The organism is Corallococcus caeni, assembly GCF_036245865.1.
In the GTDB taxonomy this organism is placed as follows: domain Bacteria; phylum Myxococcota; class Myxococcia; order Myxococcales; family Myxococcaceae; genus Corallococcus; species Corallococcus caeni.
Genome location: NZ_BTTW01000003.1, coordinates 335761 through 358327, shown reverse-complemented (window position 1 = coordinate 358327; position 22567 = coordinate 335761). Strand labels below are relative to the sequence as shown.

17 protein-coding genes are annotated in these 22567 nt (G+C 71.3%); 11 read left to right on the top strand and 6 right to left on the bottom strand.

The window, feature by feature from the left end; translation table 11 throughout:
* Window position 1: 1 nt before the first annotated feature.
* Window positions 2–763, bottom strand: a complete 762-nt coding sequence (locus AABA78_RS15725) for a ParA family protein (protein ID WP_338263888.1) — start codon at window positions 761–763, stop codon at window positions 2–4.
* 212 nt (window positions 764–975) lie between these two features.
* Here AABA78_RS15725 and AABA78_RS15720 point away from each other — a divergent pair, with 212 nt between their 5' ends.
* The 4 genes from AABA78_RS15720 to AABA78_RS15705 all read left to right on the top strand — a co-directional run bounded on the left by AABA78_RS15720 (window position 976) and on the right by AABA78_RS15705 (window position 6938).
* Window positions 976–1812, top strand: coding sequence for an MBL fold metallo-hydrolase (locus tag AABA78_RS15720; protein WP_338263887.1), 837 nt, complete (start codon window positions 976–978; stop codon window positions 1810–1812).
* Between the two features lie 74 nt (window positions 1813–1886).
* Window positions 1887–3413 (top strand): sigma-54-dependent Fis family transcriptional regulator, encoded by a 1527-nt coding sequence (locus AABA78_RS15715; RefSeq protein ID WP_338263886.1) that lies wholly within the window; start codon window positions 1887–1889, stop codon window positions 3411–3413.
* A gap of 169 nt (window positions 3414–3582) precedes the next feature.
* The gene (locus AABA78_RS15710; RefSeq protein ID WP_338263885.1) at window positions 3583–5004 is read left to right on the top strand and encodes a sugar porter family MFS transporter; all 1422 of its coding nucleotides are present in this window, start codon (window positions 3583–3585) and stop codon (window positions 5002–5004) included.
* Window positions 5005–5135: 131 nt separating this feature from the next.
* Window positions 5136–6938, top strand: a complete 1803-nt coding sequence (locus AABA78_RS15705; RefSeq protein ID WP_338263884.1) for a DUF4215 domain-containing protein — start codon at window positions 5136–5138, stop codon at window positions 6936–6938.
* Between the two features lie 48 nt (window positions 6939–6986).
* Here AABA78_RS15705 and AABA78_RS15700 read toward each other — a convergent pair whose 3' ends face one another.
* From AABA78_RS15700 to AABA78_RS15685, 4 genes are all read right to left on the bottom strand, one after another.
* Window positions 6987–7889 carry a hypothetical protein gene (locus AABA78_RS15700; RefSeq protein ID WP_338263883.1) on the bottom strand — a complete coding sequence of 301 codons (903 nt, stop codon included), beginning with the start codon at window positions 7887–7889 and terminating at the stop codon, window positions 6987–6989.
* Window positions 7890–8003: 114 nt separating this feature from the next.
* Window positions 8004–10346 carry a serine/threonine-protein kinase gene (locus AABA78_RS15695; protein ID WP_338263882.1) on the bottom strand — a complete coding sequence of 781 codons (2343 nt, stop codon included), beginning with the start codon at window positions 10344–10346 and terminating at the stop codon, window positions 8004–8006.
* Window positions 10347–10363: 17 nt separating this feature from the next.
* Entirely contained in the window at window positions 10364–12034 is a 1671-nt protein-coding gene (locus AABA78_RS15690) for an adenylate/guanylate cyclase domain-containing protein (protein ID WP_338263881.1), read from the bottom strand.
* A gap of 127 nt (window positions 12035–12161) precedes the next feature.
* Entirely contained in the window at window positions 12162–13097 is a 936-nt protein-coding gene (locus AABA78_RS15685; protein WP_171422149.1) for a hypothetical protein, read from the bottom strand.
* Window positions 13098–13169: 72 nt separating this feature from the next.
* On the opposite strand from AABA78_RS15685, the gene truD reads away from it, so the two are divergent.
* The 7 genes from truD to AABA78_RS15650 all read left to right on the top strand — a co-directional run bounded on the left by truD (window position 13170) and on the right by AABA78_RS15650 (window position 21637).
* Window positions 13170–14792, top strand: coding sequence for a tRNA pseudouridine(13) synthase TruD (gene truD / locus AABA78_RS15680; RefSeq protein WP_338263880.1), 1623 nt, complete (start codon window positions 13170–13172; stop codon window positions 14790–14792).
* Window positions 14793–14888: 96 nt separating this feature from the next.
* The gene (locus AABA78_RS15675) at window positions 14889–15461 is read left to right on the top strand and encodes an RNA polymerase sigma factor (protein WP_244982301.1); all 573 of its coding nucleotides are present in this window, start codon (window positions 14889–14891) and stop codon (window positions 15459–15461) included.
* Complete coding sequence (locus tag AABA78_RS15670) at window positions 15458–15964, top strand: hypothetical protein (RefSeq protein WP_171422243.1); 507 nt, start codon at window positions 15458–15460, stop codon at window positions 15962–15964. The genes AABA78_RS15675 and AABA78_RS15670 overlap by 4 nt, the downstream gene beginning before the upstream one ends.
* An 8-nt stretch (window positions 15965–15972) precedes the next feature.
* Window positions 15973–17517 (top strand): DUF8173 domain-containing protein, encoded by a 1545-nt coding sequence (locus AABA78_RS15665; protein ID WP_338263879.1) that lies wholly within the window; start codon window positions 15973–15975, stop codon window positions 17515–17517.
* A gap of 210 nt (window positions 17518–17727) precedes the next feature.
* A complete protein-coding gene (locus AABA78_RS15660) occupies window positions 17728–19074 on the top strand; it encodes a 2Fe-2S iron-sulfur cluster-binding protein (RefSeq protein ID WP_338263878.1) in 1347 nt (448 codons plus the stop codon).
* Window positions 19071–20561: an FAD-dependent oxidoreductase gene (locus tag AABA78_RS15655; protein ID WP_338263877.1), complete on the top strand. Its 1491-nt coding sequence runs from the start codon at window positions 19071–19073 to the stop codon at window positions 20559–20561. Before AABA78_RS15660 ends, AABA78_RS15655 begins: the two co-directional genes overlap by 4 nt.
* Window positions 20562–20839: 278 nt before the next feature.
* Window positions 20840–21637: a trypsin-like serine peptidase gene (locus AABA78_RS15650; protein WP_171420491.1), complete on the top strand. Its 798-nt coding sequence runs from the start codon at window positions 20840–20842 to the stop codon at window positions 21635–21637.
* 9 nt (window positions 21638–21646) lie between these two features.
* On the opposite strand, the gene AABA78_RS15645 is transcribed toward AABA78_RS15650, so the two are convergent.
* Complete coding sequence (locus AABA78_RS15645; RefSeq protein ID WP_338263876.1) at window positions 21647–22519, bottom strand: SDR family NAD(P)-dependent oxidoreductase; 873 nt, start codon at window positions 22517–22519, stop codon at window positions 21647–21649.
* Window positions 22520–22567: the final 48 nt, after the last annotated feature.

Genomic DNA, 22567 nt, shown 5'->3' with positions numbered 1-22567 from the left:
CTCAGCGCAGCCCCGCGAGCTTCGCCAGCTCGCGGGCCATGGCGCGCAGCTCCTCCGCGCCCGCCGCGTTCGGGCTCACGTCGAACACCACCTCGTAGCCCAGGCCCGCCTGGTTGATGGACTCCGAGCGCGGGATGCGGGCCTTCAGCACCGGCACCGTCACGTCCTTCAGCGCCGCCTCCATCGCCTCGTTGGTCGCGGGCGTGCGCCGGTCCCACAGGTTCACGGCGGCCACCAGCTGGCCGCCCTCCTCGCGCACGTCGCGCCACGCGGTCTCAATCTCCCCCAGCCCCTGCAACGCAAACGCGCCCGTGGGCACCGGCGCCACCACCACGTCCGCGTAGGCCAGCACGGCCTCCGTGAACGCGCCGATGCTCGGCGGCGTGTCCACGACGATGACGTCCGGCGTCCACGACAGCGTCTTCAACGCGCGCGGAATCGCCTGGAGCCGGTGGCCCCACCCGAACAGCTCGCGCTCCAGCGCCGCCATGCGAGGGGCCCCTGGCGCGATGAACAACCCCGGCCGCTTCGGTGACGCCACCACGATTTCATCCAGCCGGTGCTTCGGCCGCGGCCCGAAGGCGTCCGCCACGCACGGGCCCTCGCGCGTCTCCAGGCCCAACACCAGCGACGCATGCGCCTGCGGATCCAGGTCCAACAGCAGCACCCGGCGCCCTGTGTCCGCCAGCGCCGCCGCCACGTGCGAACACAGCGTCGTCTTCCCGACGCCTCCCTTGATGGTGCAGAACGCGATGACCGGCATGGGCCCCGGATGTACCAGGAATCCGCCGCGTCGCGGGGCCGCGCCGGATTGGACCGCCCGCCCCATCCAGGGCGCTCCAGAATGGAGCGGCCCGCCCTGCCCCACTCCTGTGACCCCAATGATTCCAGCCCCTTGGCGCTGGCACCGGACGTGCTCCGTCCCCCTCCCGTCAGGGCGCCCCCAGCGGGTGTCGGAGCACCAGGAGACCCATCATGGAAATCCGCTTCTTTGGCGTTCGGGGCAGCATCGCGGTGTCGGGCTCGCGCATCGGTGGCAACACCGCGTGCGTGGAGGTGACGAGCCAGGGCGAGCGGCTGATCCTCGACGCGGGCACGGGCATCCGCACGCTGGGCGAGGTGATGATGCGCGAGGGCGCCCCCCAGAAGGCGACGATGTTCTTCTCCCACCTGCACTGGGACCACGTGCAGGGCTTCCCCTTCTTCACGCCCGCGTACCTGCCCACCACGTCGCTGACGATGTACGGCCCCGGCGCGAACGGCGCCCAGGCGCTGGAGTCCACGCTGTCGCAGCAGATGCGCCCGCCGCAGTTCCCGGTGCCGCTGTCCACCATGCGCTCGAAGATGGCCTTCGGCGCCGCGCTGCACGGCCGCACCGTCGAGGTCGGCCCCTTCAAGGTGACCCCCATCGACGTGCCGCACCCGGACGGGTGCATGGCGTACCGCGTGGAGGCGGACGGCCACTCCTTCGTGTACGCGACGGACGTGGAGCTGCCGGAGCGCCTCACGTCGGACGTGGCCCGCCACTTCGAGGGCGCGGACGCGCTGTGCCTGGACGCGCAGTACACGCCCGACGAGTACGAGGGCAGGAAGGGCATGTCCAAGAAGGGCTGGGGCCACTCGACGATGATGGACGCGGCCAAGGTGGCCAAGGACCTGCACGCCGGGCGCCTCTTCCTCTTCCACCACGACCCGTCCCACGCGGACGAGCTGCTGGAGGACATGGCGCAGGAGGCGCGCGGCCTGTTCCCCTTCACCGAGCCCGCGCGTGAGGGGCAGCGCATGCTGCTGGGCCGCGCGGCGGGCGCATGAGCGCCGCGAGCCCGGAGCCCTGCGCTGCTACAGTGCCCCCAGCGCCCTTCTCACTTCCGCCGCTGCCCGCCGCCATGCCCTCGTCCCCGCCGGATGTGTCCCAGGTCCTGCTCCCCCTTGGTGGCCTCGTCGGGCGCGAGGTGGACCTGGACGCCTTCCTCCAGACGCTCGTGGACCGCATCGCCATCACGTTGCAGGCGGACCGGGGCACGCTGTGGCTGTTGGATCCGGTGCGCCGGGAGCTGTTCAGCCGCGCGGCGCACCTGCCGGAGGTCGCGCAGATCCGCGTGAAGCTGGGCCAGGGCGTGGCGGGCTACGTCGCGGAGGCCGGCGAGCCCGTGCACGTGCCGGATCCGCGCGGTGAGCGCCGCTTCTTCGCGGACATCGACCGGATGACGGGCTACCGCACCATCAGCCTGGCCGCGGTGCCGCTGCGCGACTCGGCCGGCAGCGTGTACGGCGTGCTCCAGGTGCTCAACCGCCTGGGCGGAGGCGCCTTCACGGAGGAGGACACCCAGAAGCTCACCGACATCGCGGCCCAGGTGAGCACCGCGCTCCAGACCACCAGCCTCTACCAGGAGCTGCAGCGCGCGAAGGATCAGCCACAGGCCCCCGTGGGCTACTTCTTCAACCGCATCATCGGAGAGGCCCCGCCGCTCAAGGCCCTCTACCGCCTGGTGCAGAAGGCCGCGCCCACGGACGCCACGGTGCTGCTGCGCGGGGAGAGCGGCTGCGGCAAGGAGCTGTTCGCGCGCGCCATCCACGTCAACGGCCCCCGGCGCGACAAGCCCTTCGTGAAGGTGGACTGCGCGGCCCTGCCCGCCGCCCTCATCGAGAACGAGCTCTTCGGCCACGAGAAGGGCGCCTTCACCGGCGCCGACCACCGCGTGCCCGGCAAGTTCGAGGCGGCCGACGGCGGCACCGTCTTCATCGACGAGCTGGGCGAGCTGCCCCAGGCCGTGCAGGGCAAGCTGCTGCGCGTGTTGCAGGACCGCGAGTTCGAGCGCGTGGGCGGCACGCAGGCCGTCAAGGTGGACGTGCGCATCGTCGCGGCCACCCACCGCGACCTGCCGCGCATGGTGGAGGAAGGGAAGTTCCGCGAGGACCTCTACTACCGCATCAAGGTCGTGGAGCTGCTCCTGCCCCCGCTGCGCGAGCGCGGCGCGGAGGACATCGAGCGGCTGGCCCGCCACTTCGTCGCCACCGCCGCGAAGCGCCACCGCCTGCCCGTGCCCCGCCTGGGCGCCACGGCGCTCGCGAGGCTCAAGCGCTACCGCTGGCCCGGCAACGTGCGCGAGCTGGAGAACTGCATCGAGAGCGCCGTGGTGCTGTCCGAAGGGGAGATATTGGAGGAGCACCTGCCCCTGCCCTCCCTGGACCGGGCGCTCCCGGCGACCGACCCCTCCGCCACGCCGCGCGTGCCCGCCGCCGCGCCGGACGCGCCGCTGCTCCTGCCGCTGGCGGAGGTGGAGCGCCGCCACATCCTGCGCGTGCTGGAGGCCGTGAAGGGCAACCGCACCGCGGCGGCGCGGACGCTGGAGATCGGCCGCAACACGCTCGCCCGCAAGCTCAAGGAGTACGGCCTGGCGGACGAGGGCTGAGCCCCGGCCCGCCTCCGGCTTCGCGGCCCCGCCCTCAACGAGCGGCCCCGCGAGCGGCCGCCTGCCCGGGGGTGCCTTTTGGTGGCCACCGGGGGCACCTCTCTCCCAGGGCCGGTGTGCGTCCCGCGAGGGCCGGATCCGTGCCCGTCCGAAGAGGAGGGAGCGCGTCATGGCGGATGTCCTCGATGTCCCGACGAGGGGGCCCCCGGCGCATCGGGAGACACGGACCGGCAGGATCATTGGCATCTCCGTGGTGGCCGCCCTGGGCGGGTTCCTCTTCGGCTTCGACACCGCCGTCATCAACGGCACCGTCGCGGCCCTGAAGGCCGAGTTCGCCGCGAGCAGCCTGGGCCTGGGGCTGACGGTGTCCTCCGCGCTCGTCGGCTCCGCGGCGGGCGCCTTCGCCGCGGGGCCCTTCGCGGACCGCTACGGCCGCCGGCGCACGATGATGCTCGCGGCGGCCCTGTTCATCATCAGCGCCATCGGGTCGGGGTTCGCGTTCTCCCTGTGGGACCTGAGCATCTGGCGGCTGGTGGGCGGCCTGGGGGTGGGCTTCGCCAGCGTCGTGGCGCCCACGTACATCGCGGAGATCGCCCCCGCGTACCTGCGCGGCCGCCTGGCGTCCCTGCAGCAGCTGGCCATCGTGACCGGCATCTTCGTGGCCCTGCTGGGGGACTTCGCCATCGCGCTCTACGCGGGCTCCGCCTCCAACCCCACCTGGCTGGGCCTCACCGCGTGGCGGTGGATGTTCTTCAGCGGCCTTCCGCCCGCGCTCTTCTACGGCATCGGCGCCATTTTCATCTCGGAGTCCCCGCGCTTCCTCGTGGCCCGGGGGCGTGAAGAGGAGGCGCTGAGCGTGCTGCGCGACATCGAGGGGGACTCCGCGCCGTCCAAGGTCGTGGAGATCCGCCGCTCGGTGCGCACGAACTACACGCCGCGGCTGGCGGACCTGAAGGGCGGCCGCTTCGGGTTCCTGCCCATCGTGTGGGTCGGCATCGTGCTCGCGATGCTCCAGCAGTTCGTGGGCATCAACGTCATCTTCTACTACTCCAGCGTGCTCTGGCAGGCGGTGGGCTTCTCCGAGCACAACTCGCTGGCCATCACCGTCATCACCAGCGTCACCAACATCCTCACCACGCTCGTGGCCATCGCGTTCGTGGACAAGGTGGGCAGAAAGCCCCTGCTCCTCGTCGGCTCCGTGGGCATGGCGCTGACGCTGGGCCTGATGGCGTACCTCTTCGGCACCGCGCCGCTGGACGCCGCGGGCAAGCCCGTGCTGCAGGGCGCGGCCGGCACCACGGCGCTCATCGCCGCCAACCTCTACGTCGTCTGCTTCGGCTTCTCGTGGGGCCCCGTCGTCTGGGTGCTGTTGGGCGAGATGTTCCCCAACCGCATCCGCGCGCTCGCGCTGTCCATCGCGGCCATGGCGCAGTGGCTGGCCAACTTCCTGGTGTCCGCCACGTTCCCCGCGCTGCAGGCCGCCGGGCTGGGCTGGGCTTACGGCCTGTATGCCGCGGCCGCCGTCTTCTCCGTCTTCTTCGCCGCCAGATACATCCGCGAGACGAAGGGTCAGGAGCTGGAACAGATGTAGCCCCGTAAGGCAGGGGGATGCATGGAAGCCCGTACACCCGTACGGGCTTTCTCCATTTTTACGCACCGGCTGGGTGGAATAACACCTGATCCATTTGACACGTGGGGTCAGGCCCTTCCAGCATCCCCTTCATGCTGAAACATTCCCCCCCCGCTCGGACTCGACTCGCGAGCCTCGTGCTCGCTTCCTTCCTCCTCGCACTGACAGCCTGCCCCGGCGACGAGGGCCCTGATGACGACGGAGGCACTCCCGTCACCGACGGTGGAAGCACCGACGGCGGCAACACCGACGGCGGCGACACGCTGCCCGACGGCGGCTCGTATGATCCGGGCCCCCAGGTCTGTGGCGACGGCAAGCAGCAGCGGGGCGAGGCCTGTGACGATGGCAACAACGCGTCCGGCGACGGCTGTCGCGCCAACTGCATGGAAGTGGAGTCCGGCTACGTCTGCCCGTACCCGGGCGAAGCGTGCGTGAAGGCCGCGTCGTGCGGCAACGGCCTGCTGGAGCAGAACGAGGTTTGCGACGACCGCAACACGGAGTCCAACGACGGCTGCTCCGCGGACTGCAAGGTCGTGGAGTCGGGCTGGACGTGCCCCCTGCAGGGCCAGCGCTGCAAGGCGGCCGCGTGCGGCGACAAGGTCATCGCCGGTGAAGAGGAGTGCGAGGACGGCAACGCCGCCAAGGGCGACGGCTGCAGCGACACCTGCCGCCTGGAGCAGGGCTACAAGTGCGACGTCGTGGGCCAGGCGTGCACCCGGACGACGTGCGGCGACGGCAAGAAGGAAGGCACCGAGCAGTGCGACGACGGCAACCACGACATGGGCGACGGCTGCTCGCCGCTGTGCGTGCTGGAGCCCAAGTGCGTGAACGGCACCTGCGAGGCCCGCTGCGGCGACGGCGTCATCCTCCCGGGTGACACCACCGAGGAGTGCGACGACGGCAACGTGCGCTCCAACGACGGCTGCTCGTCCACGTGCAAGCTGGAGGCGGGCTTCGCCTGCGTCCGCATCACCGAGTCCCCGCCGAGCACGGTGGAGATCCCCGTCGTGTACCGCGACTTCTGCGGTGTGAACTCGGGCTGCAAGGCCCCCGTGGCCACGCACCCGGACTTCAATGACGCGAACGGCCCCGAGCAGGGCATCGTCGGCCCGACCTATACCGCCACGCTCACGAACGGGAAGCCCACGTACGCGAAGGATGGCGTGGCCTCCGGCACCACCCACGGCAAGACCGCCTTCGACCAGTGGTACCGCGACACGCCCAACGTCAACGTCACCGAGGTCGGCACGCTGAAGCTCAACAAGCAGGCCAACGGCTCCTACGTCTTCGACGACCAGACCTTCTTCCCGCTCGACACCAGCGGCTGGGTGGGCCTGGGCAAGGAGAACCAGCTCAACGACAACAACAGCATCAAGCGCAACTTCAGCTTCACCAGCGAGACGCGCTACTGGTTCGAGTTCAAGGGCACCGAGGTCCTGACGTTCCTGGGTGACGACGACGTCTGGGTGTTCATCAACGGCAAGCTCGCGCTGGACCTGGGCGGCGTGCACGGCGCGACGTCCGGCACGGTGTCGCTGGCGGACACCACGATCACCGGCAAGCTGGGCCTGGTGAAGGGCAAGATCTACGAGGTCGTCGTGTTCCAGGCGGAGCGCCACACGTCGCAGTCCTCGTACAAGCTGACCCTGAACAACTTCGAAACGCAGCGCACCGAGTGCAAGTCCACCTGCGGCAATGGCACCCTCGACCCGGGCGAGCAGTGCGACAAGGGCAACGACAATGGCCCGGGCTACGGCAAGTGCAGCCTGACCTGCATCTGGAACGCGCGCTGCGGCGACGGCATCATCCAGGAGGCGGACGGCGAGGACTGCGACGACGGCAACACCAACGCCCGCGACGGCTGCAGCCCCGTCTGCCGCACCGAGGTCGGCTGAGGACGTCCGCCCCGGCGCCCTCGCGGGCCGGGGCCCTTCGTCCGGACCTCACAAGGTCCGGGCGAGCATGAACGCGGCGGCCAGGGACAGCGCCCCGGCCGCCGCGAAGTGTTTCCAGGCCTGGCGGGACAACACCCCGCCGGTGCCCGCGGCCTCCTCCCCCAGCACCACCAGCGCCGGACGCCCGCCGCGCCCGCGCAGCGCGTAGGTGCCGTCGCGGGAATCGCGCATCAACTCCCCCACCACCAGGCACGCCTCCCCCGGGACGCCCACGCGCTCCCAGGACAGCGCCTGCGCGGGCGCGCCCAGCAGCTCCGCCCGGGTGAGCGCGGGCGGCGACTCGCACCGGCGCACCTCCACCGGGGCCAGCAGCGCGGACGGGGCGAAGCCCACCGCCGCCCGCGTGCGCTCGCCCTTCAGGAGCAGCACCGGCGAGTACGCGCGCTCCCGCGACAGCAGCGGCCCCTTGCGGCCATGGGCCCCCACCGCGTGCACGGCCGCGTCGTAGAAGGCGCACGGCACGCCGCCCGGTGACGTCAGCGTCTCCAGGGACTCCAGCTGGCCCTGGTACACGCCAAAGCCCGGAGGCCGCCCCTCGCGCAGGGCCGCCACCGCTTCGTCCAGGGGCATGGGCGCGGCGCCGCGCAGCGCATCCGCCCGCAGGCGCACCCGGGCGCCCCGGGCCGACACGCCCGCGGCCAGCACCAGCAGCACGCCGCCCAGCGCCTTCACCAGCACGTCCGGCGACACCGGTACCAGGGCCGTCCCGCGCATCCACGGGACGAAGAGCACCAGCCCCATGGCCAGCGCCCCGAAGCCCGCCAACATCCAGCGGGGCCGGGTGCCCGTGGGCGTCCGGCCCAGGGTGAAGGTCGCCCAGAGCAGCAGGGCCAGCCCCACGCCGCAGAGCGGCAGCAGGAGCACGCGCCCCAGGTCCAGGTCCACGGCCATGCCCCACCCCCGCCCGCGTGCCGGACGGCCCCGCGACGCACGGAGCCCGGCGGGAGCAAGGTGGGAACGGGCCGACGGGGCGGCAAGCCCCATGGGCCCTGGAGCCGCGGCGGACTACTCGCCGGTGGCGACGCGGCGCACGGGGCGCTCCTGCAGCGGCCCCACGACCTTCAGGTCATCGAAGGTGCACTGGAGGTTGCGGCAGCCCAGGGCCAGCTTGCCCACGCGGCCCTCGAAGCCCGGCAGCACCTTGGAGGCGAAGAGCTTCTTGTTGAGGAACGCGTCCACCCGCACGCCGCTCTTCTGCCGCTTGAGCTGGAGCCTCACCAGGAACGGGCCCTGCTTGGGCACCGGCATCTCGTCCTGGACGAGGTTCTTGGTGTCCTCCGCGCTGTTGCCCACCACTTCGTGCCCGTCGTCCGGGGAGAAGTAGCGCCACGACAGGCGCATGCCCGCGTCGGGGATGGCGAAGACGGACACCTGCACGTCGCGGATGCGGAACGCCAGCTCGCTGAAGTGCTGCCCGTCCTCCTCGACGGACCACTGCTTGCCCAGCGGCTTCACGTCCATCAGCACCTCGGCCGTGAAGTCGTCGCTCGTGAAGTAGCGGTGCGCCAGGTACGCGCGCGGCACCAGCTTGCCGTCGGCCTCGCGGCCGGCCTGCACGGCGCGCAGCTCGCCCTGGTCCATGGTCCAGGTGCCGCTGTGGACGTTGAGCTCCTCCTCGCCAGGCTCGAAGCCCATCTCCAGGGTGGTGTCGTCGGAGCCGGCCACGGGGGGCGTGAGCTTCAGGCCGGAGAACACCTCCCCTTCCGTGTTGGCCGGGAAGTGCACCGGGGGCGGAGGGGGCGGCGGCGTCACGGTCAGGCCCCCGAAGCCCACGAAGGCGCGCGCCGCGAAGCCCAGCACGGCCAGGCCGCCCACCACGGACAGGCCGGTGCGCACCCGGCCCCAGCCCGCGTGGAGCGCCTCCAGCACGGCGGCCTCCGGGGCGGTGATGGACTTCATCTGTGCCACGTGCGACGGCTGCGCGCGCGCCAGCGCCGATGCGGGCGCCACGTGCGGCGACGACGAGGCCGACACCAGCGCCTCCAGCGCCTCGCACACCTCCGTCGCGGTGGCGTAGCGGGCCTCGCGGTCCGTCTCCAGCAGCTTCTCCACCACCGGATCCAGGCGGGGGTCCAGGCCGCGCACGCGCTCGGACGGCAGCTTGAAGCGGCCCACGGGCAGCTCGCCCGTGAGCGCCTCGTACATCATCACGCCCAGGGAGAAGAGGTCCGCCCTGCCGTCCACGTTCTTCGCGTCCCGGCGCTGCTCCGGGGCCATGTAGTTGAGCGTGCCCATGGCCACCGCCGTCGCGGTGAGGTGCTTCTCCGAATCCGGCTCGCGGATGCCCGCCAGGCCGAAGTCCGCCACCTTCGCGTGCAGCCGCCCGTCCAGCAGGATGTTCTCCGGCTTCAGGTCGCGGTGGATGATGTTCTTGGCGTGCGCGCACTCCACGGCGCGCGCCACCTGGAGCAGCACCTTGAGCGACTGCGCGGGCGGGAGCGGATCCCGGCCGCTCAGCGCGTGGCGCAGCGACTGGCCCTCCACGTACTCCATGACGAAGTAGTAGTGCTCGCCCTGCACGCCCCGGTCGATGATCTGCACGATGTTCGGGTGGCTCAGGGCCGCGAGCGCGGTCGCCTCCTTGTCGAAGCGCGACACGAACTCCTCGTCCTTCGCCAGCCGGGGCGGCAGCACCTTCACCGCCACCGTGCGGCCCAGGGACTGCTGGCGCGCGAGCCACACCTCGCCCATGCCGCCGCGCCCCAGCACCTCCAGGAGCTCCAGGCCCGGCAGCTGGGGCTTCGCGCCCGTCAGCACCGTCTCCGCGTTCTCGATGACGCGGATGCCCGTGTCCACCACCCGCGGCACCTTCACCCCCGGCGTCCCCGCGCGCACCAGCGTGGCCCCGTCCAGCTCCGGGGCCAGCGCCTGCGCACCCGGGGCCCCGTCCGCCATGGGCACCGCCACTCCGGACGTGTGGGTGTTGCGGCCCTCCGCGACGGGCGGAACCACCCCCGCGGGAACCTCGCCCTCGTCCGTCTTCCCCACGCCATCCGGTCGCGGGCTGTTCATTTCACTGCCCCCTGGGACGGAGCCGGCCCTCATCTCCTGTCCCACCGCGTCCTCGCTGTCCGCTCCAACACCCGGAGCGACAGAAGGTGACGCTGATTCTCGCGGATTCTCCGCCGCGCGCGGCACGAACGTCACCGCGACGCCTGCTTCCCCGTCGGCCTTCGCGGCCGGACGGACGCCTGACGGCTCGCCCGTATTCGGGCGGTGGATGCCGGACACGTCCGCGCGCCGCACCTCGAACCGGATGCCGCAACGGCACGTGACCTTCTGGCCGCTCACGTACACCCGGGTGTCGTGCACCGTGCCGCAGTTGGGGCACGACTGGGTGGTCGTCATGGACGAGGGGCGCACCGTCAGCGCACCTTGCGGGAGGTGGAGGTGGTCAGCTCCGCGCCGTGCACGCGGAAGGTCTGCACGCCCTTCTCCTTGCCCTTCACCTGGAGCACCGGCAGCTCCTCCACGTCGAAGCCCGGCCCGGACTTGCGCACCGTGGCCTCCGACGCGAGCACCTCTCCGCTCTTGGCGATGCCGCACAGCCGCGACGCGGTGTTCACGGTGTCGCCGATGGCGGTGAACTCGTGCCGCTCCGCGCTGCCCATGTAGCCCACGACGGCCTGCCCGGTGTTGACGCCGATGCCCACCTCGATGGGCTTCTTGCCGTCCAGCACGCGCTGCCGGTTGAGCTCCGTGACGGCGTCCTGCATCTCCAGCGCGGCCCTCAAGGCCCGGGCCGGATCATCCGGGTGCGACGACGGCGGACCCCACACCGCCATCACGCAGTCCCCGATGAACTTGTCCAGGTTGCCCTCGTAGCGGAACACCACGTCCGCCATGGCGGTGAAGAAGCTGTTGAGCATGGACACCACCTCCTGCGGCGAGTCGCTCTCCGCCAGGGTGGTGAAGCCGCGGATGTCCGCGAACAGGCAGCTCACCTCCGCGAGCCGGCTCTGGCGCAGGTCCTCCGTGCCGCCGTTGATCACCGCGTCCGCCACCGCCTTGGACAAAAAGCGCGACAATTCCGCGCGCGTCACCGCCTCGTTGCGGATCTGCTCCGCCAGCGCCGCGTTCTCCAGCGCGATGCCCGCCTGCGCGGCGATGCCGGAGAGGATGGTCAGGTCCTTCTCCGAGAAGGCGTTGATCTGCTGGCGGCTGTCCAGGAACAGCACCGCCATGATGTCGCCGTTCACCAGCAGCGGCACCGCCATGGCGGAGCGGATGCCCTGCGCCACGATGCTCTCCGCGGCGGAGAAGCGCTCGTCGATGATGGCGTCCGCCGTGAGCACCGCCTTGCCCGTCTCCACCACGCGCTTGAGCACGGTGTCCGACAGCATGACGTTCACCTGCTTGCCCTGCCGGTGGTGCACCGCGGCCGGGATGAACTCCCCCTCCGGGCCCACCTTCAGGATGACGCCGTGGTCGGCCGCCAGCAGCTCGAAGGCCACCTTCAGGATCTGTTCGAACAGGTCGGCCTGGTTGCCCTTGAGGCTCACCTGCCGGTGGAACTCATGGGCGATGCGCAGCTTCTCGTAGTCCCGGCGCAGCGCGGCGGTGTCCGTCACCTGCTCCGCGGGGCGGAAGTTCTGCGGCACCTGGTCCATCTGCGCCAGGAAGGCCGGCATGGAGACGGCGTTGGCCACCACCGTCACGCCCGGCAGCGTGGGCGGGTTGGCCCCGCCGGGGAGCGCCTCCCCGCTGTGGAAGACGAGCCGGGAGGAGCCCAGGGCGATCTCGTCCCCGTCCTTGAGGCGCATCTCCCCCGTCACCCGGCGCCCGTTGACGAAGGTGCCGTTGGACGAGTTCAGGTCGCGCAGGACGAAGTCGCGCCCCACCTTCTCGATGGTGGCGTGCTCCTTGGAGACCTCCCGGTCCACCAGCCGCAGCGTGTTGGACGGGTGGCGGCCGAGCGACGTGGTGGCGCCCAGGGGAAACTCCCCCAGCGTCCCGTCCGCGAACCGCCCCGTCAGGTGCGGCCCGCGCGGGTGCGACCCGGACCTGGGCGGGAATGGGGCGGGTGCCTGGTTCACGCGCGAATCCTCACCGGCCCGGACACTACCAGAGCCTTCCGCCCCAAAGGAACGCTCGCGACGCTGCCCCACGGCCGGCCCGCCGCCGCCCTGCACGGCCGGTCAGTCCCCGCTCCCACCCGGCCGCTCATGTGGACGGCGGGGCCACCGTCCCCGGCGCCGCGGGAGCCACTGACGCGGGCGGACGCCGCTCCGGGGCCCGGAAGCCCAGGCCAATGGACGGCAGGAAGGTCATCCCGCCCACGTCCCGCTTCTGACCGAAGACGACGGGGTTGCAGAAGACGTAGCCCCCGGTGAGCTCCGCGTAGAAGTGCACGTACTTGTAGCCCAGGGCGAAGCCCACCGTGGAGCCCACGAAGTGGCTGTTCACGCTGGAGGGCAGGCTCACGTCGAAGCCCGTCACCGGCTTGCCCTGCTGGGAGAAGTCCACCAGCCGGGCGTCCAGGCTCGTGTGGCTGAAGACGTACTTGGGGGCGCCGTAGAGCTTGAACACGTCCCCGTACTCCGCGCTCAGGTACAGCGGCACCTCCACGTCGGTCCGGCTGAAGTCCCCCAGCTGGACCACCTCCAATACGTCCATCACCGCCCCGGAGAACAGGTGCTTGGACACCCCCAGCCCCACCGCCAGGTCATAGGAGCGGCGCGGGCCCGGACCGCCGTGGGCGAGCCGCACCTTGCCGTCGAAGCGCAGCGCGTTGCCGTTGTAGCGCCCGCCCACGTCGAACCCGTCCAACAGCCCCACCCGCACCATCAGCTCCGGGTTGACCCCCGGCGGGGCCACGGCCAGCGCCAGGCCCGCCGTGACCAGGCGCTGCTGGTCCTCCTCCGTGAGGGTGTAGGGCTCGTCGTTGTCGATGGCCCGCTTCGCCGCCCGCCCCTGGTCGATGCCCACGTCCACCACGGACCCTAGCGTGCCCACCGGGACGAACACGCCCATGCTGCCCGTCACCTGGACCTGCCCGGGCGAGAGCGTCTTCGCCGTCTGCATGGTGGACAGCGGGGTCGCGCACCCCACGGCGAGGCCAGCGAGCCCCAGCAGGAGCAGGACGGGAAGGTTTCTCATGGGGATACAGGTTATGCCCATTTCGGGCGCGAACGCTTCTATCCGCGCGTCCACGCTGGTAAGGGGGCTGTCGTGCGAATCAAGCAAAAACCCGAGGACTTCTCCGTGAAGGAGTCCTACCGCTTCGACGAAGTCGAGAGCGGCCGCCATCGCGTCTACCTCATGGACAAGCAGAAGCTGTCCACGTTCGACGCGGTCAACCGCATCCGTGACGCGTTCGGTCTGAAGCCCGGCGCCATCAGCTACTGCGGCCTCAAGGACAAGCAGGGCCGGACCGAGCAGATCATCGCCGTGGACGGCGCCGACGTGGACATGCAGGAGCCCGACCTGCGCCTGAAGTTCCTGGGCCGGACGGACAAGCCGCTGTCCGCGCGCAACATCACCTCCAACCGCTTCTCCGTCACCGTGCGCGCCCTGACGCACGACTCGCTGGCGCCGCTCAACCTGGCCGCCGCGGAGGTGAACCGGCTGGGCGTGGTGAACTACTTCGACAGCCAGCGCTTCGGCGCGCTCAAGCACGGCCAGGGCTTCATCGCCAAGGACCTCATCCGGGGCGACTTCGAGGCCGCGCTGCACAACTACTTCGCCCGCCCCTCGGACCTGGACCGCACCGAGGACGCCAAGGTGAAGGGCTTCTGGCGCGACAACTGGGGCCGCTGGGACGCGCGCGTGCCCTTCGAGGGCGCGAAGAAGTACCACCGCATCCTGCGCAGCCTGCGTGACCACCCGGGCGACTGGCTCCGCGCGTTCCTGCAGATCGACTCGGACTACCGGGCGATGATCCTCTTCGAGTACCAGAGCTTCCTCTGGAACGAGGGCGTCCGCCGCTACCTCCAGCTGATGCTGCCGCGCGAGGCCATGTTCCCCATGCGCTACCAGGCCGGCACGCTGCTGCACTACCGGGACGCGACCCCGGACGTGCTGCACACGCTGCGCGAGAAGACCTTCCCGCTCGTGGGGCCGGACACCACCTTCGAGGATCCGAAGGTGGCGGAGGCCATGGCGTGGGTGCTGGGCAAGGAGAAGCTCAAGCTCCCGGACCTGCGCATCAAGGGCGCGGAGCGGATGCTCTACTTCAAGGAGGAGCAGCGCCCGCTGGTGATGTTCCCGCACAAGCTCGTCGTGGGCCGCACGCAGAACGACGACGTGAACCGCGGCGAGATCAAGGTCAACGTGGCCTTCACGCTGCCCCCGGGCGCGTACGCCACGCTGGTCATCAAGCGCCTGTTCCACTTCGAGTACACGGAGGACACGAAGGAGGACATCCGCACCTCGCAGCGTCCCCGGCTCGTCACCACCGAGCACGAGGAGGCCCGCGTGGACGCGGCCCGCAGCGCCGCCCGCGCCTCCGAAGGCCCGTCGCGCCACCGCGACCTGGCCGACAAGCGCCCCGCCCCCCCGGCCCGCGAGCCGCGCGCCCCCAGCCGCATCGGCCGTCCGGCCCGCGCCTCCCGCGAGACCACGCCCGAACCCGTGAAGAAGGGGGTCCGGAGCGACCGCGCCGAGCGCCCGGCTGCCCGGCCCGCGCCCGTGGGCACCCTCACGGCCCCTGCCCCGCCGGAGCCGGAGATTCCGCTGGGCTTCCGGGCGAAGCAGAAGCAGCGCAAGCAGGTGAAGGCCGAGAGCCGGGCGGAAAAGGCTGAAAAGCAGCGCCTGGCTGCCGCCAAGTCCGCGAAAAAACAGAAGCGGAAGTGATGCTCGGGGGCAGCGCAATGGTCTTTTGCCCTGCTCGTAATCCAGGGCGTGACCGCTCTTGCCCTCGACTCGTTCCCCATGGCCATCGGAATGCTGATGGCTGAGGACGCCGCCCCGCTCCCCTGGAAGGCGGACGTGCAGGCCGCCCGCAAGGGGGACCCGTCCGCCTTCGAAGCGCTCGTTCGCAGCGTGCAGCGCCCGGTGTACGGCCTGGCGCTGCGCCTGTTGCAGAGCGAGGCGGAGGCCGCGGAGGTCGCGCAGGAGGCCCTCCTCCGCGCGTACCAGAACCTGCACCGCTACGACGACGCGCGCCCGTTCGATCTCTGGGTGCTCGCCATCACGCGCAACCTCTGCCTGGACCTGCTCCGCCGCCGCACCAAGGTGCGCACCGAGGAGCTGGAGCCCATGAAGGAGGTGCTCCCCAGCGCCGACGTGTCCCAGCTGGACGGGGCCATCGCGCGGGAGGAGCGGCAGTCGCTGGAGGCCGCCATGGAGACGCTCTCCGTGGACGACCGTGAGGTGCTGGCCCTCTATTACGTCCAGAAGCGCACCACGAAGGAGATCGCGCAGATCATGGGCTGCGCGCCCGGGACCATCATGGCGCGCCTGTTCCGGGCCCGTGAGAAGCTTCGCAAGAAGATGACGCCCGCCGAGGAGGAGACGCGATGAGCCCCACCCCCTGCCCCGACCTGGAAGTCCTCTTCGCGGAGCTGGAGGCCGGTGAGGGCCCCGCGCTGGATCACGCCGCGGAGTGCGAGGCGTGCGCCGCCCTGATGGAGGACCACCGCCTGCTGGAGCAGGACCTGTTCCGGCTGGCGGATCCGCTGCCCCCTCCGTCGCTGGTCGTGAACGTGATGGCCCGCGTCGCGGAGAGCCCCGTGCCCCAGCGCCGCGAGGTGTGGACGGGCCTCTGCATCCTGCTGACGTCGCTGGGCGTGGGGCTGGGCTTCCTGTTCACCAATGACAGGGCGCTCGGCCGCATGGGCACCGCGTTCGCGTCCAGCGTGACGGGCTCCCGCGCGTTCGTGGAGGGCCTGTTCAGCGGCGCGCACGCCCTGTGGAGCACCGCGGGGCTGGCGGTGGCCTGCTTCGTCGCCGTCGTCGTGTTCTCGTCGCTGTTCGGCCTGAAGCGCCTGGTCGGCTCCCCTCCCCCGTCCCTCTCCGAAGCCTGAGCGTGCCCATGAAGATCCTTCCCCGCCTGCTGCTTCCGACCCTCCTCCTCGGCGCTCCCATGGCGCTCGCGGAAGGCGCCCCGGCCCCCTCCGCCCCGGCCGCCGCCGCGCCGGTCCGCACCATCGACGTGAGCTTCCGCGGCTCCCTGCGCGACGCGCTCAAGACCATCGCGGAGAAGGGCGGCCTGAACCTGGTCGTCACCGGCGACCTGGACGTCCCTTCCGAAGTGCGGCTGCGCGGCATCAGCGCCGAGCAGGCCCTGCGCACCGTGGCCCGCGCCTACTCGCTCCACCTGGAGCAGGACGGCTCCATCTTCACCCTGCGCCCGCTCACGGCGAAGGAGAAGGAGTCCGGCGCCGGCCCCACGGCCACCCTGCCCACGCCGCCCGTTGCCCCGGTCATCGCCGCGACCCCGCCCGCGCCCCCGGCACCCGCCGAGGACCCGAACGCGACGCCGGAGGAGCTTGCCCAGGCCCGTGAAGAGGCCCGGCAGGCTCGCGAGGACGCCCGCGAGGAGGCCCGGCAGGCCCGCGAGGAGGCCATGCAGGCCGCGAAGGAAGAGGCCGAGGCCGCCAAGGAGCGCGTCCGCGAGGAGCTGCGCAACTTCCGCGACAGCTTCAAGCACAAGAAGGGCAAGCGGGGCGCCCGGGACGTGGTGGCCCGCGGACAGAACCTGGAGGTGAAGGAGGGCGAGGCCGTGGAGAGCGCCGTCGTCTATGGCGGCAACCTCATCGTGAAGGGCACCGTGGAGGACGACGCGGTCGCCTTCGGCGGCAACCTGGAGATCCATGGCCACGTGGAGGGGGACGCGCACGCCTTCGGCGGCAACGTCATCCTGGGGCCCGACGCGCAGGTGGAAGGCGACGTGTCCGCCTTCGGCGGCCAGGTGCAGAAGGCGGACGGCGCCAGGGTGGAGGGCAGCCTGGAGTCCTTCGGCGGCGCGGGCCTGGGCCGCATGGTGGCGGGTGAAATCAAGCGCGGCATGCAGGACGTGCAGAACCACAACGGGCCGGCGGAGGACTCGGACGGCGATGACGACCACGACAGCGGCGGCGGCCTGGCGTCGTTCATCCTCCAGTTCGCGCTCCTCTTCGGCCTGGGCTTCCTGGGGCAGATGTTCTTCCCGGCGCGCATGAAGGAGCTGGGTGATGAGATCCGCGCCAACCCCCGCCGCAACGCCTTCGTGGGCTTCGTCGGCGCGCTGGCCCTCATCCCGCTGACCGTCGTGCTGTGCGTCACGCTCGTGGGCATCCCGGTGGCCTTCGCCCTCCTGGTCGCCTCCATGCTGGGCACGGCGCTGGGCTACGCGGCCATCGCCAGCGAGCTGGGCACGCGGTTGCCGGTGCTGCGCGGACGCAAGACGCAGGCGGTGGTGCTCGCGCTGGGCCTGGGCCTCATCCTCCTGGTCAGCCACATCCCGGTGCTGGGCTTCCTGCTCAACCTCTTCCTCATCCCGCTGGCCTTCGGCTCGGTCATCCGCACCCGCTTCGGCTACCGGGGCGGCCGGGGAATGCCGGAGCCCATCTTCCCCCGGAGCGAGCACCCGGTTTGACGCACCCGGCCTCACGGCCGCCCGGGATTGCCACACCGCATCATGAAGCCCCGCTCCCGAGCGTACCGGGAGTGGGGCTTTTCCTTCTCCAACAAGCCCCACGCTCGCGCGCCATCACCTGGACTGTCGGGAGCGGGTGTTGACGGTGGGCGTGCGGCCGTTGACAGGCTTTGACCGCCCCCGTCGGGTGCGCCATTTTGCGCGGCACCCATGCGACGCCTCCCAGACGCAACCCCGCGCGGCAGGGCCATCACCGTGGACCTCGAGGGCGAGAGCATCCCCGCCATCGAAGGCGAGCCGGTGGCGTGCTCCCTCATCGCCGCGGGCGAGAACGTCCTCTCCCGCTCCGTGAAGTACCACCGCCCGCGCGGGCCGTACTGCTTCGCCGCGGCCTGCTCGCACTGCCTCATGCGCGTGGACGGGTTGCCCAACGTCTACACCTGCCGCACCCCCGCGAAGGAGGGCATGCGGCTGGAGCGGCAGAACGCGTACCCGTCCGCGAAGGTGGACATCTTCGAGACCATCGACTGGTTCTTCCCCAAGCGCCTGGACCACCACGAGATGTTCGCGGGCGTGCCGGTGGCGGAGGACGTGATGGCGCGCGTGGCCCGGCAGCTGGCCGGCCTGGGCCTGTTGCCCAAGGAAGCGGGCCCGGAGCCCCTGCCCCCGCGCACCCTGCACACCCCCGTCGCGGTGGTGGGCGGCGGCGCGGCGGGCCTGGAGGCGGCGCGGGTACTGGCCGGCCAGGGCGTGCCCTTCCTGCTCTTCGAGCGCGACGCGAGCCTGGGCGGACGGCTGGCCCACGGCGCCCCGGAGGACGGCGCGCCCTTCGTGCCGGAGGCCACCGCGTTCCCGCAGGGCAGCGTGGTGCGCAAGGCCACCGTCATCGGCCTGTACGACGACGAGCACGGCCGCTACCTGGCGGTCGCGTCCCAGGAGGCCGCGAACCTGCGGCTGCTCAAGGTCTACGCGAAGCGCTTCCTGCTCACGGTTGGCGGCCATCCCCCCACCCTCCCCTTCGAGAACAACGACCTGCCCGGCGTCATCGCGGGCCGCGCGGCCAGCCTGCTCTTGCGCAAGCACGACGTGGCGCCCCAGGTGGCGACGCTGGTGGGCCACGGCGCGGAGCTGCACGCGCTGGCGCACCTGTTCACCCAGCGCGGCGTGGAGGTGGCGGCGGTGGTGGACCTGAAGGGCCCGCTGCCCGCGAACGCGCACCCCAAGGCCGTCGTCGGTGACGGGCTCAAGGCGCACGGCCTGCGCGGCGTGACGGGCCTGAGCTTCACGCCCCGGGGCGGCCGCAAGCAGAAGGTGTCGTGCGACGCCGTCGTCGTGTCGGTGCCGGTGGCGCCGGGCTTCGAGCTGGCGCGCCAGGGCGGCGCGAAGGTGGAGTTCGACGTGGACGCGGGCCACTTCCGGGTCGAGGCGGACGCGGACGGCCGCACGCAGGCGGCGGACGTGTTCGTCGCGGGCGACGTGGCGAAGGTCGGCACGGCGAAGGACGCCGCGGCCATGGGCGCACGCGCGGCGCAGGCGCTGCTGGGAGGGCTGTCATGAGCAAGGCGCTCGTCTGCACCTGCGAGGACGTCACGGTCACGGACGTGGAGCACGCCATCGAGCGCGGCTACCACGACGTGGAGTCGGTGAAGCGCTACACGGGCTTCGGCACCGGCATCTGCCAGGGCAAGAGCTGCCACGCCGCGGTGGCGGCGCTGCTCAAGCAGAAGGCCCCGGCGCTCAAGCCGGACGGCGTGGTGCCCTTCACGCCCCGCCCGCCGCTGTACCCCACGGAGCTGCGCCTCTTGGCCAGCGCGCCCGTGGACGAGGCCGTCCCGCCCGTGGGCGGCGTGCCCCAGGAGCTGGAGCACTTCCCGTCCGCGCTGCGCCCGGAAGGGCCGGTGCCGCGGAAGGCGAAGGTGGTCATCATCGGCGGCGGCATCATGGGCCTGTCGCTGGCGTACAACCTGGCGCTGCGCGGGGAGACGGACGTCGTCGTGCTGGAGCGCGGCTACCTGTGCGCGGGCGCGTCCGGCCGCAACGGCGGCGGCGTGCGCATGCAGTGGGGCACCCCGGCGCTGATTGAGCTGGCCAAGCGCTCCATCGATTTGATGAAGGGCTTCGCGCGTGAGCTGGGCGTCAACGTGTGGCTGCGCCAGGGGGGCTACCTCTTCCTGGCCAAGCGCAAGGACACCGCGTACCGCCTGGACCGCAACGCCGCCCTGCACAACAAGTACGGCGTGCCCACGCGCATCATCACCGCGGACGAGGCGCGACAGATCGTCCCGGACCTCACGATGAAGGACTGCGTGACGGCGGCCTACAATCCGGAGGACGGCGTCATCTTCCCCTGGGCCTTCCTGTGGGGCTACGCGCAGGGCTGCGTGAAGCGCGGCGTGAAGGTGGAGACGTACACCAACGTCACCGGCTTCGAGACGAGCAACGGCCAGGTGCGAAAGGTGAAGACGGACCGGGGCGACATCGCCTGCGACACCGTCGTCATCGCCTCCGGCGCGTGGAGCCCGGCGGTCGCGAAGCTGGCGGACGTGTCGCTGCCCAACGAACCGCACCGCCACGAGATCCTCAGCACCGAACCGCTCAAGCCCTTCCTGTCGCCGCTGGTGTCGGTGCTCGACACGGGCCTGTACTTCAGCCAGTCCATGCGCGGCGAAATCGTGGGCGGCATGGGCGACCCGAAGGAGCCCGCCGGCCCCAACATGGGCAGCACCCTGCGCTTCGTGTCGCGCTTCGCCCGCGCCCTCACGGAGCAGCTGCCGCACGTGGGCCAGGTGAAGGTGCTGCGCCAGTGGGGCGGCCTCTACGACGTCACCCCGGACAACAACCCCATCCTCGGGCGCACCCCGGGCCTGGACAACCTGCTCCAGATGTCCGGCTTCGTGGGCCACGGCTTCATGATGGCCCCCGCCGTCGCGGAGCGGATGGCTCAGTGGATGACCTCCGGCGCCTCCGACGAGCTCTTCACCCGCTTCAACCTCCGCCGCTTCGAGGAAGGCACCCTCGAGCGCGAGGACATGATCATCGGCTGAAGAATTCCGCCCGCCCCGCCCCTGTCTCCGCCTGGGACAGGGACGGCCCCCGCATGTCCGTAAAAACGGCACTCCCGGAAATTCACGCAAGCTCCCGGGATGGCTGGGGAATCGCCGGGGAACGTGACGTTTCTTTACAAACGCAACCGGATTGCACGGAGCATCCGCGCACCACCCGTGCGGGTGGGTGACGGCGGTCCTCCTCTGGGGGCCGCCGTGGCACGCCGCGTGCCTTGGCCTCCCGCGCCGCGCAATGCCGCGCGGGGGGAGAGTCAGTGATGGCCGCGAAGAAGCTCGTGGGTGCGATGCTGGTGATGGGCCTGACGGCGTGTGGTTCCGTGGAGCCCATGGACGTGCCGGACGCGGAGCCCACCAATGAGGCGCTGGCGTCGCAGGAGTCCCACGTCATCGTGGGCACGCTGAACTGGGTGAGCGCCACGTCCCTGACGGGCACGCAGCGCACCCGGTCCCTGGCAGTGGGCTACCTCTCCATCCCCGCGGTGGGCAGCCGCTGCACGGCGTGGCTGGTGTCCAACGACGTCATCATCACCAACAACCACTGCGTCGGCAGCAGCGCGGACGCGGTGGGCGCGCGCGTGTCGTTCAACTACGAGGACGGCGTCGCGTCCGCGTCGCGCGTCTGGTACTCGTGCGCCACGTTCATCAAGACGTGGAGCAGTGACGACATGACGGCGCTGCGCTGCTCGGCCGTCAACGGCCAGCTGCCCGGCCAGGTGTACGGCTTCCTCACCGTCTCCAGCACCAACGCGGCGACGGGCTCCGCCGTGTACGTCGTGAACCAGAACTGCGACTACTACACGACGCCGTCCTGCACCCCGACGAAGAAGTCCTCGCCGGGCGCGGTGCTCAACGGCAACTACAGCACCACGGACATCTCCTACGACGCGGACACGCTGGGCGGCTCGTCCGGCTCGCCCGTCATCTCCACGTCCACGAACCAGGTGGTGGCGCTGCACCACATCGGCATCGGCGGCAACTCGCAGGGCCGCGGCACGGCCAACACCGGCGTGAAGGCCACGCGCGTGAAGGCCCGCCTCGCGGAGATCGGCCTGTAGGCCGTCACGTCACGTCGCGGAAGAGGGCTCCCCTCCGGCCAGCAGCACCGGCCGGGGGGGAGCGTTCGGTCCGGGCCCGGACGGGTTCAAGAGCAGCGTCCGCTTGAGCCCGCCCAGCGCCAGCCGCCCCAGGCCCCGCTTGAAGGAGCGCGGCAGGAGGCGCAACAGCCGCATCACCCACCGGTGCCCCAGGCCCGGGTACACCAGCGCCTCGCCCCGCTCGAAGCCCTCCAGGGCCTCGCGGGCGCACTGGCGCAGGGACAGCTCGAAGAAGGGCGTCACCTCCCCTTCTAGGTGCGGCTCCAGCGCCAGCGGCCCCGCGGCCACGAAGGTGACGGGGATGCCCGCGTCCTTCAGCTCCAGGCGCAGGGATTCGCTGAAGCCGTCCAGGAAGCGCTGCGTGGCGGCGAACGTCACCGCGCCCGGCAGGAACAGCCGCGCCGCGCCCGAGCCCACCATGAGGACGCCGCCCCGCCCGCGCTCCAGCATGGGCCCCAGCAGGCGGTGGGTGATCATGGCCGGAGCCAGCACGTTCGCCTGCACCAGCTCCTCGATGCGCTTCCAGCGCTCTTCCGCGTACAGCCCGCTGGAGGCGTGGTCCGCGTTGTTGATGAGCACGTCCACGCGGACGTAGTGGCGCTCCAGGTGTTCGAAGAGCGCGTCCACGGCGCGCGGATCATCCAGCCGGCAGGCGCGGATCATCACCCCCAGCGTTGGATTCCGGGCGAGCAGCTCCTCCCGCAGGGCCCCCAGGTCGTCCACGTCGCGCGCGACGAGCACCAGGGTCCTGACCCGGGGAGAGAGCAGCCGGGCAAGCTCGCGGCCGATGCCGCCGGCGGCGCCAATGATGAGCACGGTACCGTTGTCGATGGGAGGGCGCATATGGGGGGCAGGACCTCGCACCAGAAAGTGTCCACGCGCGGGTGGCCC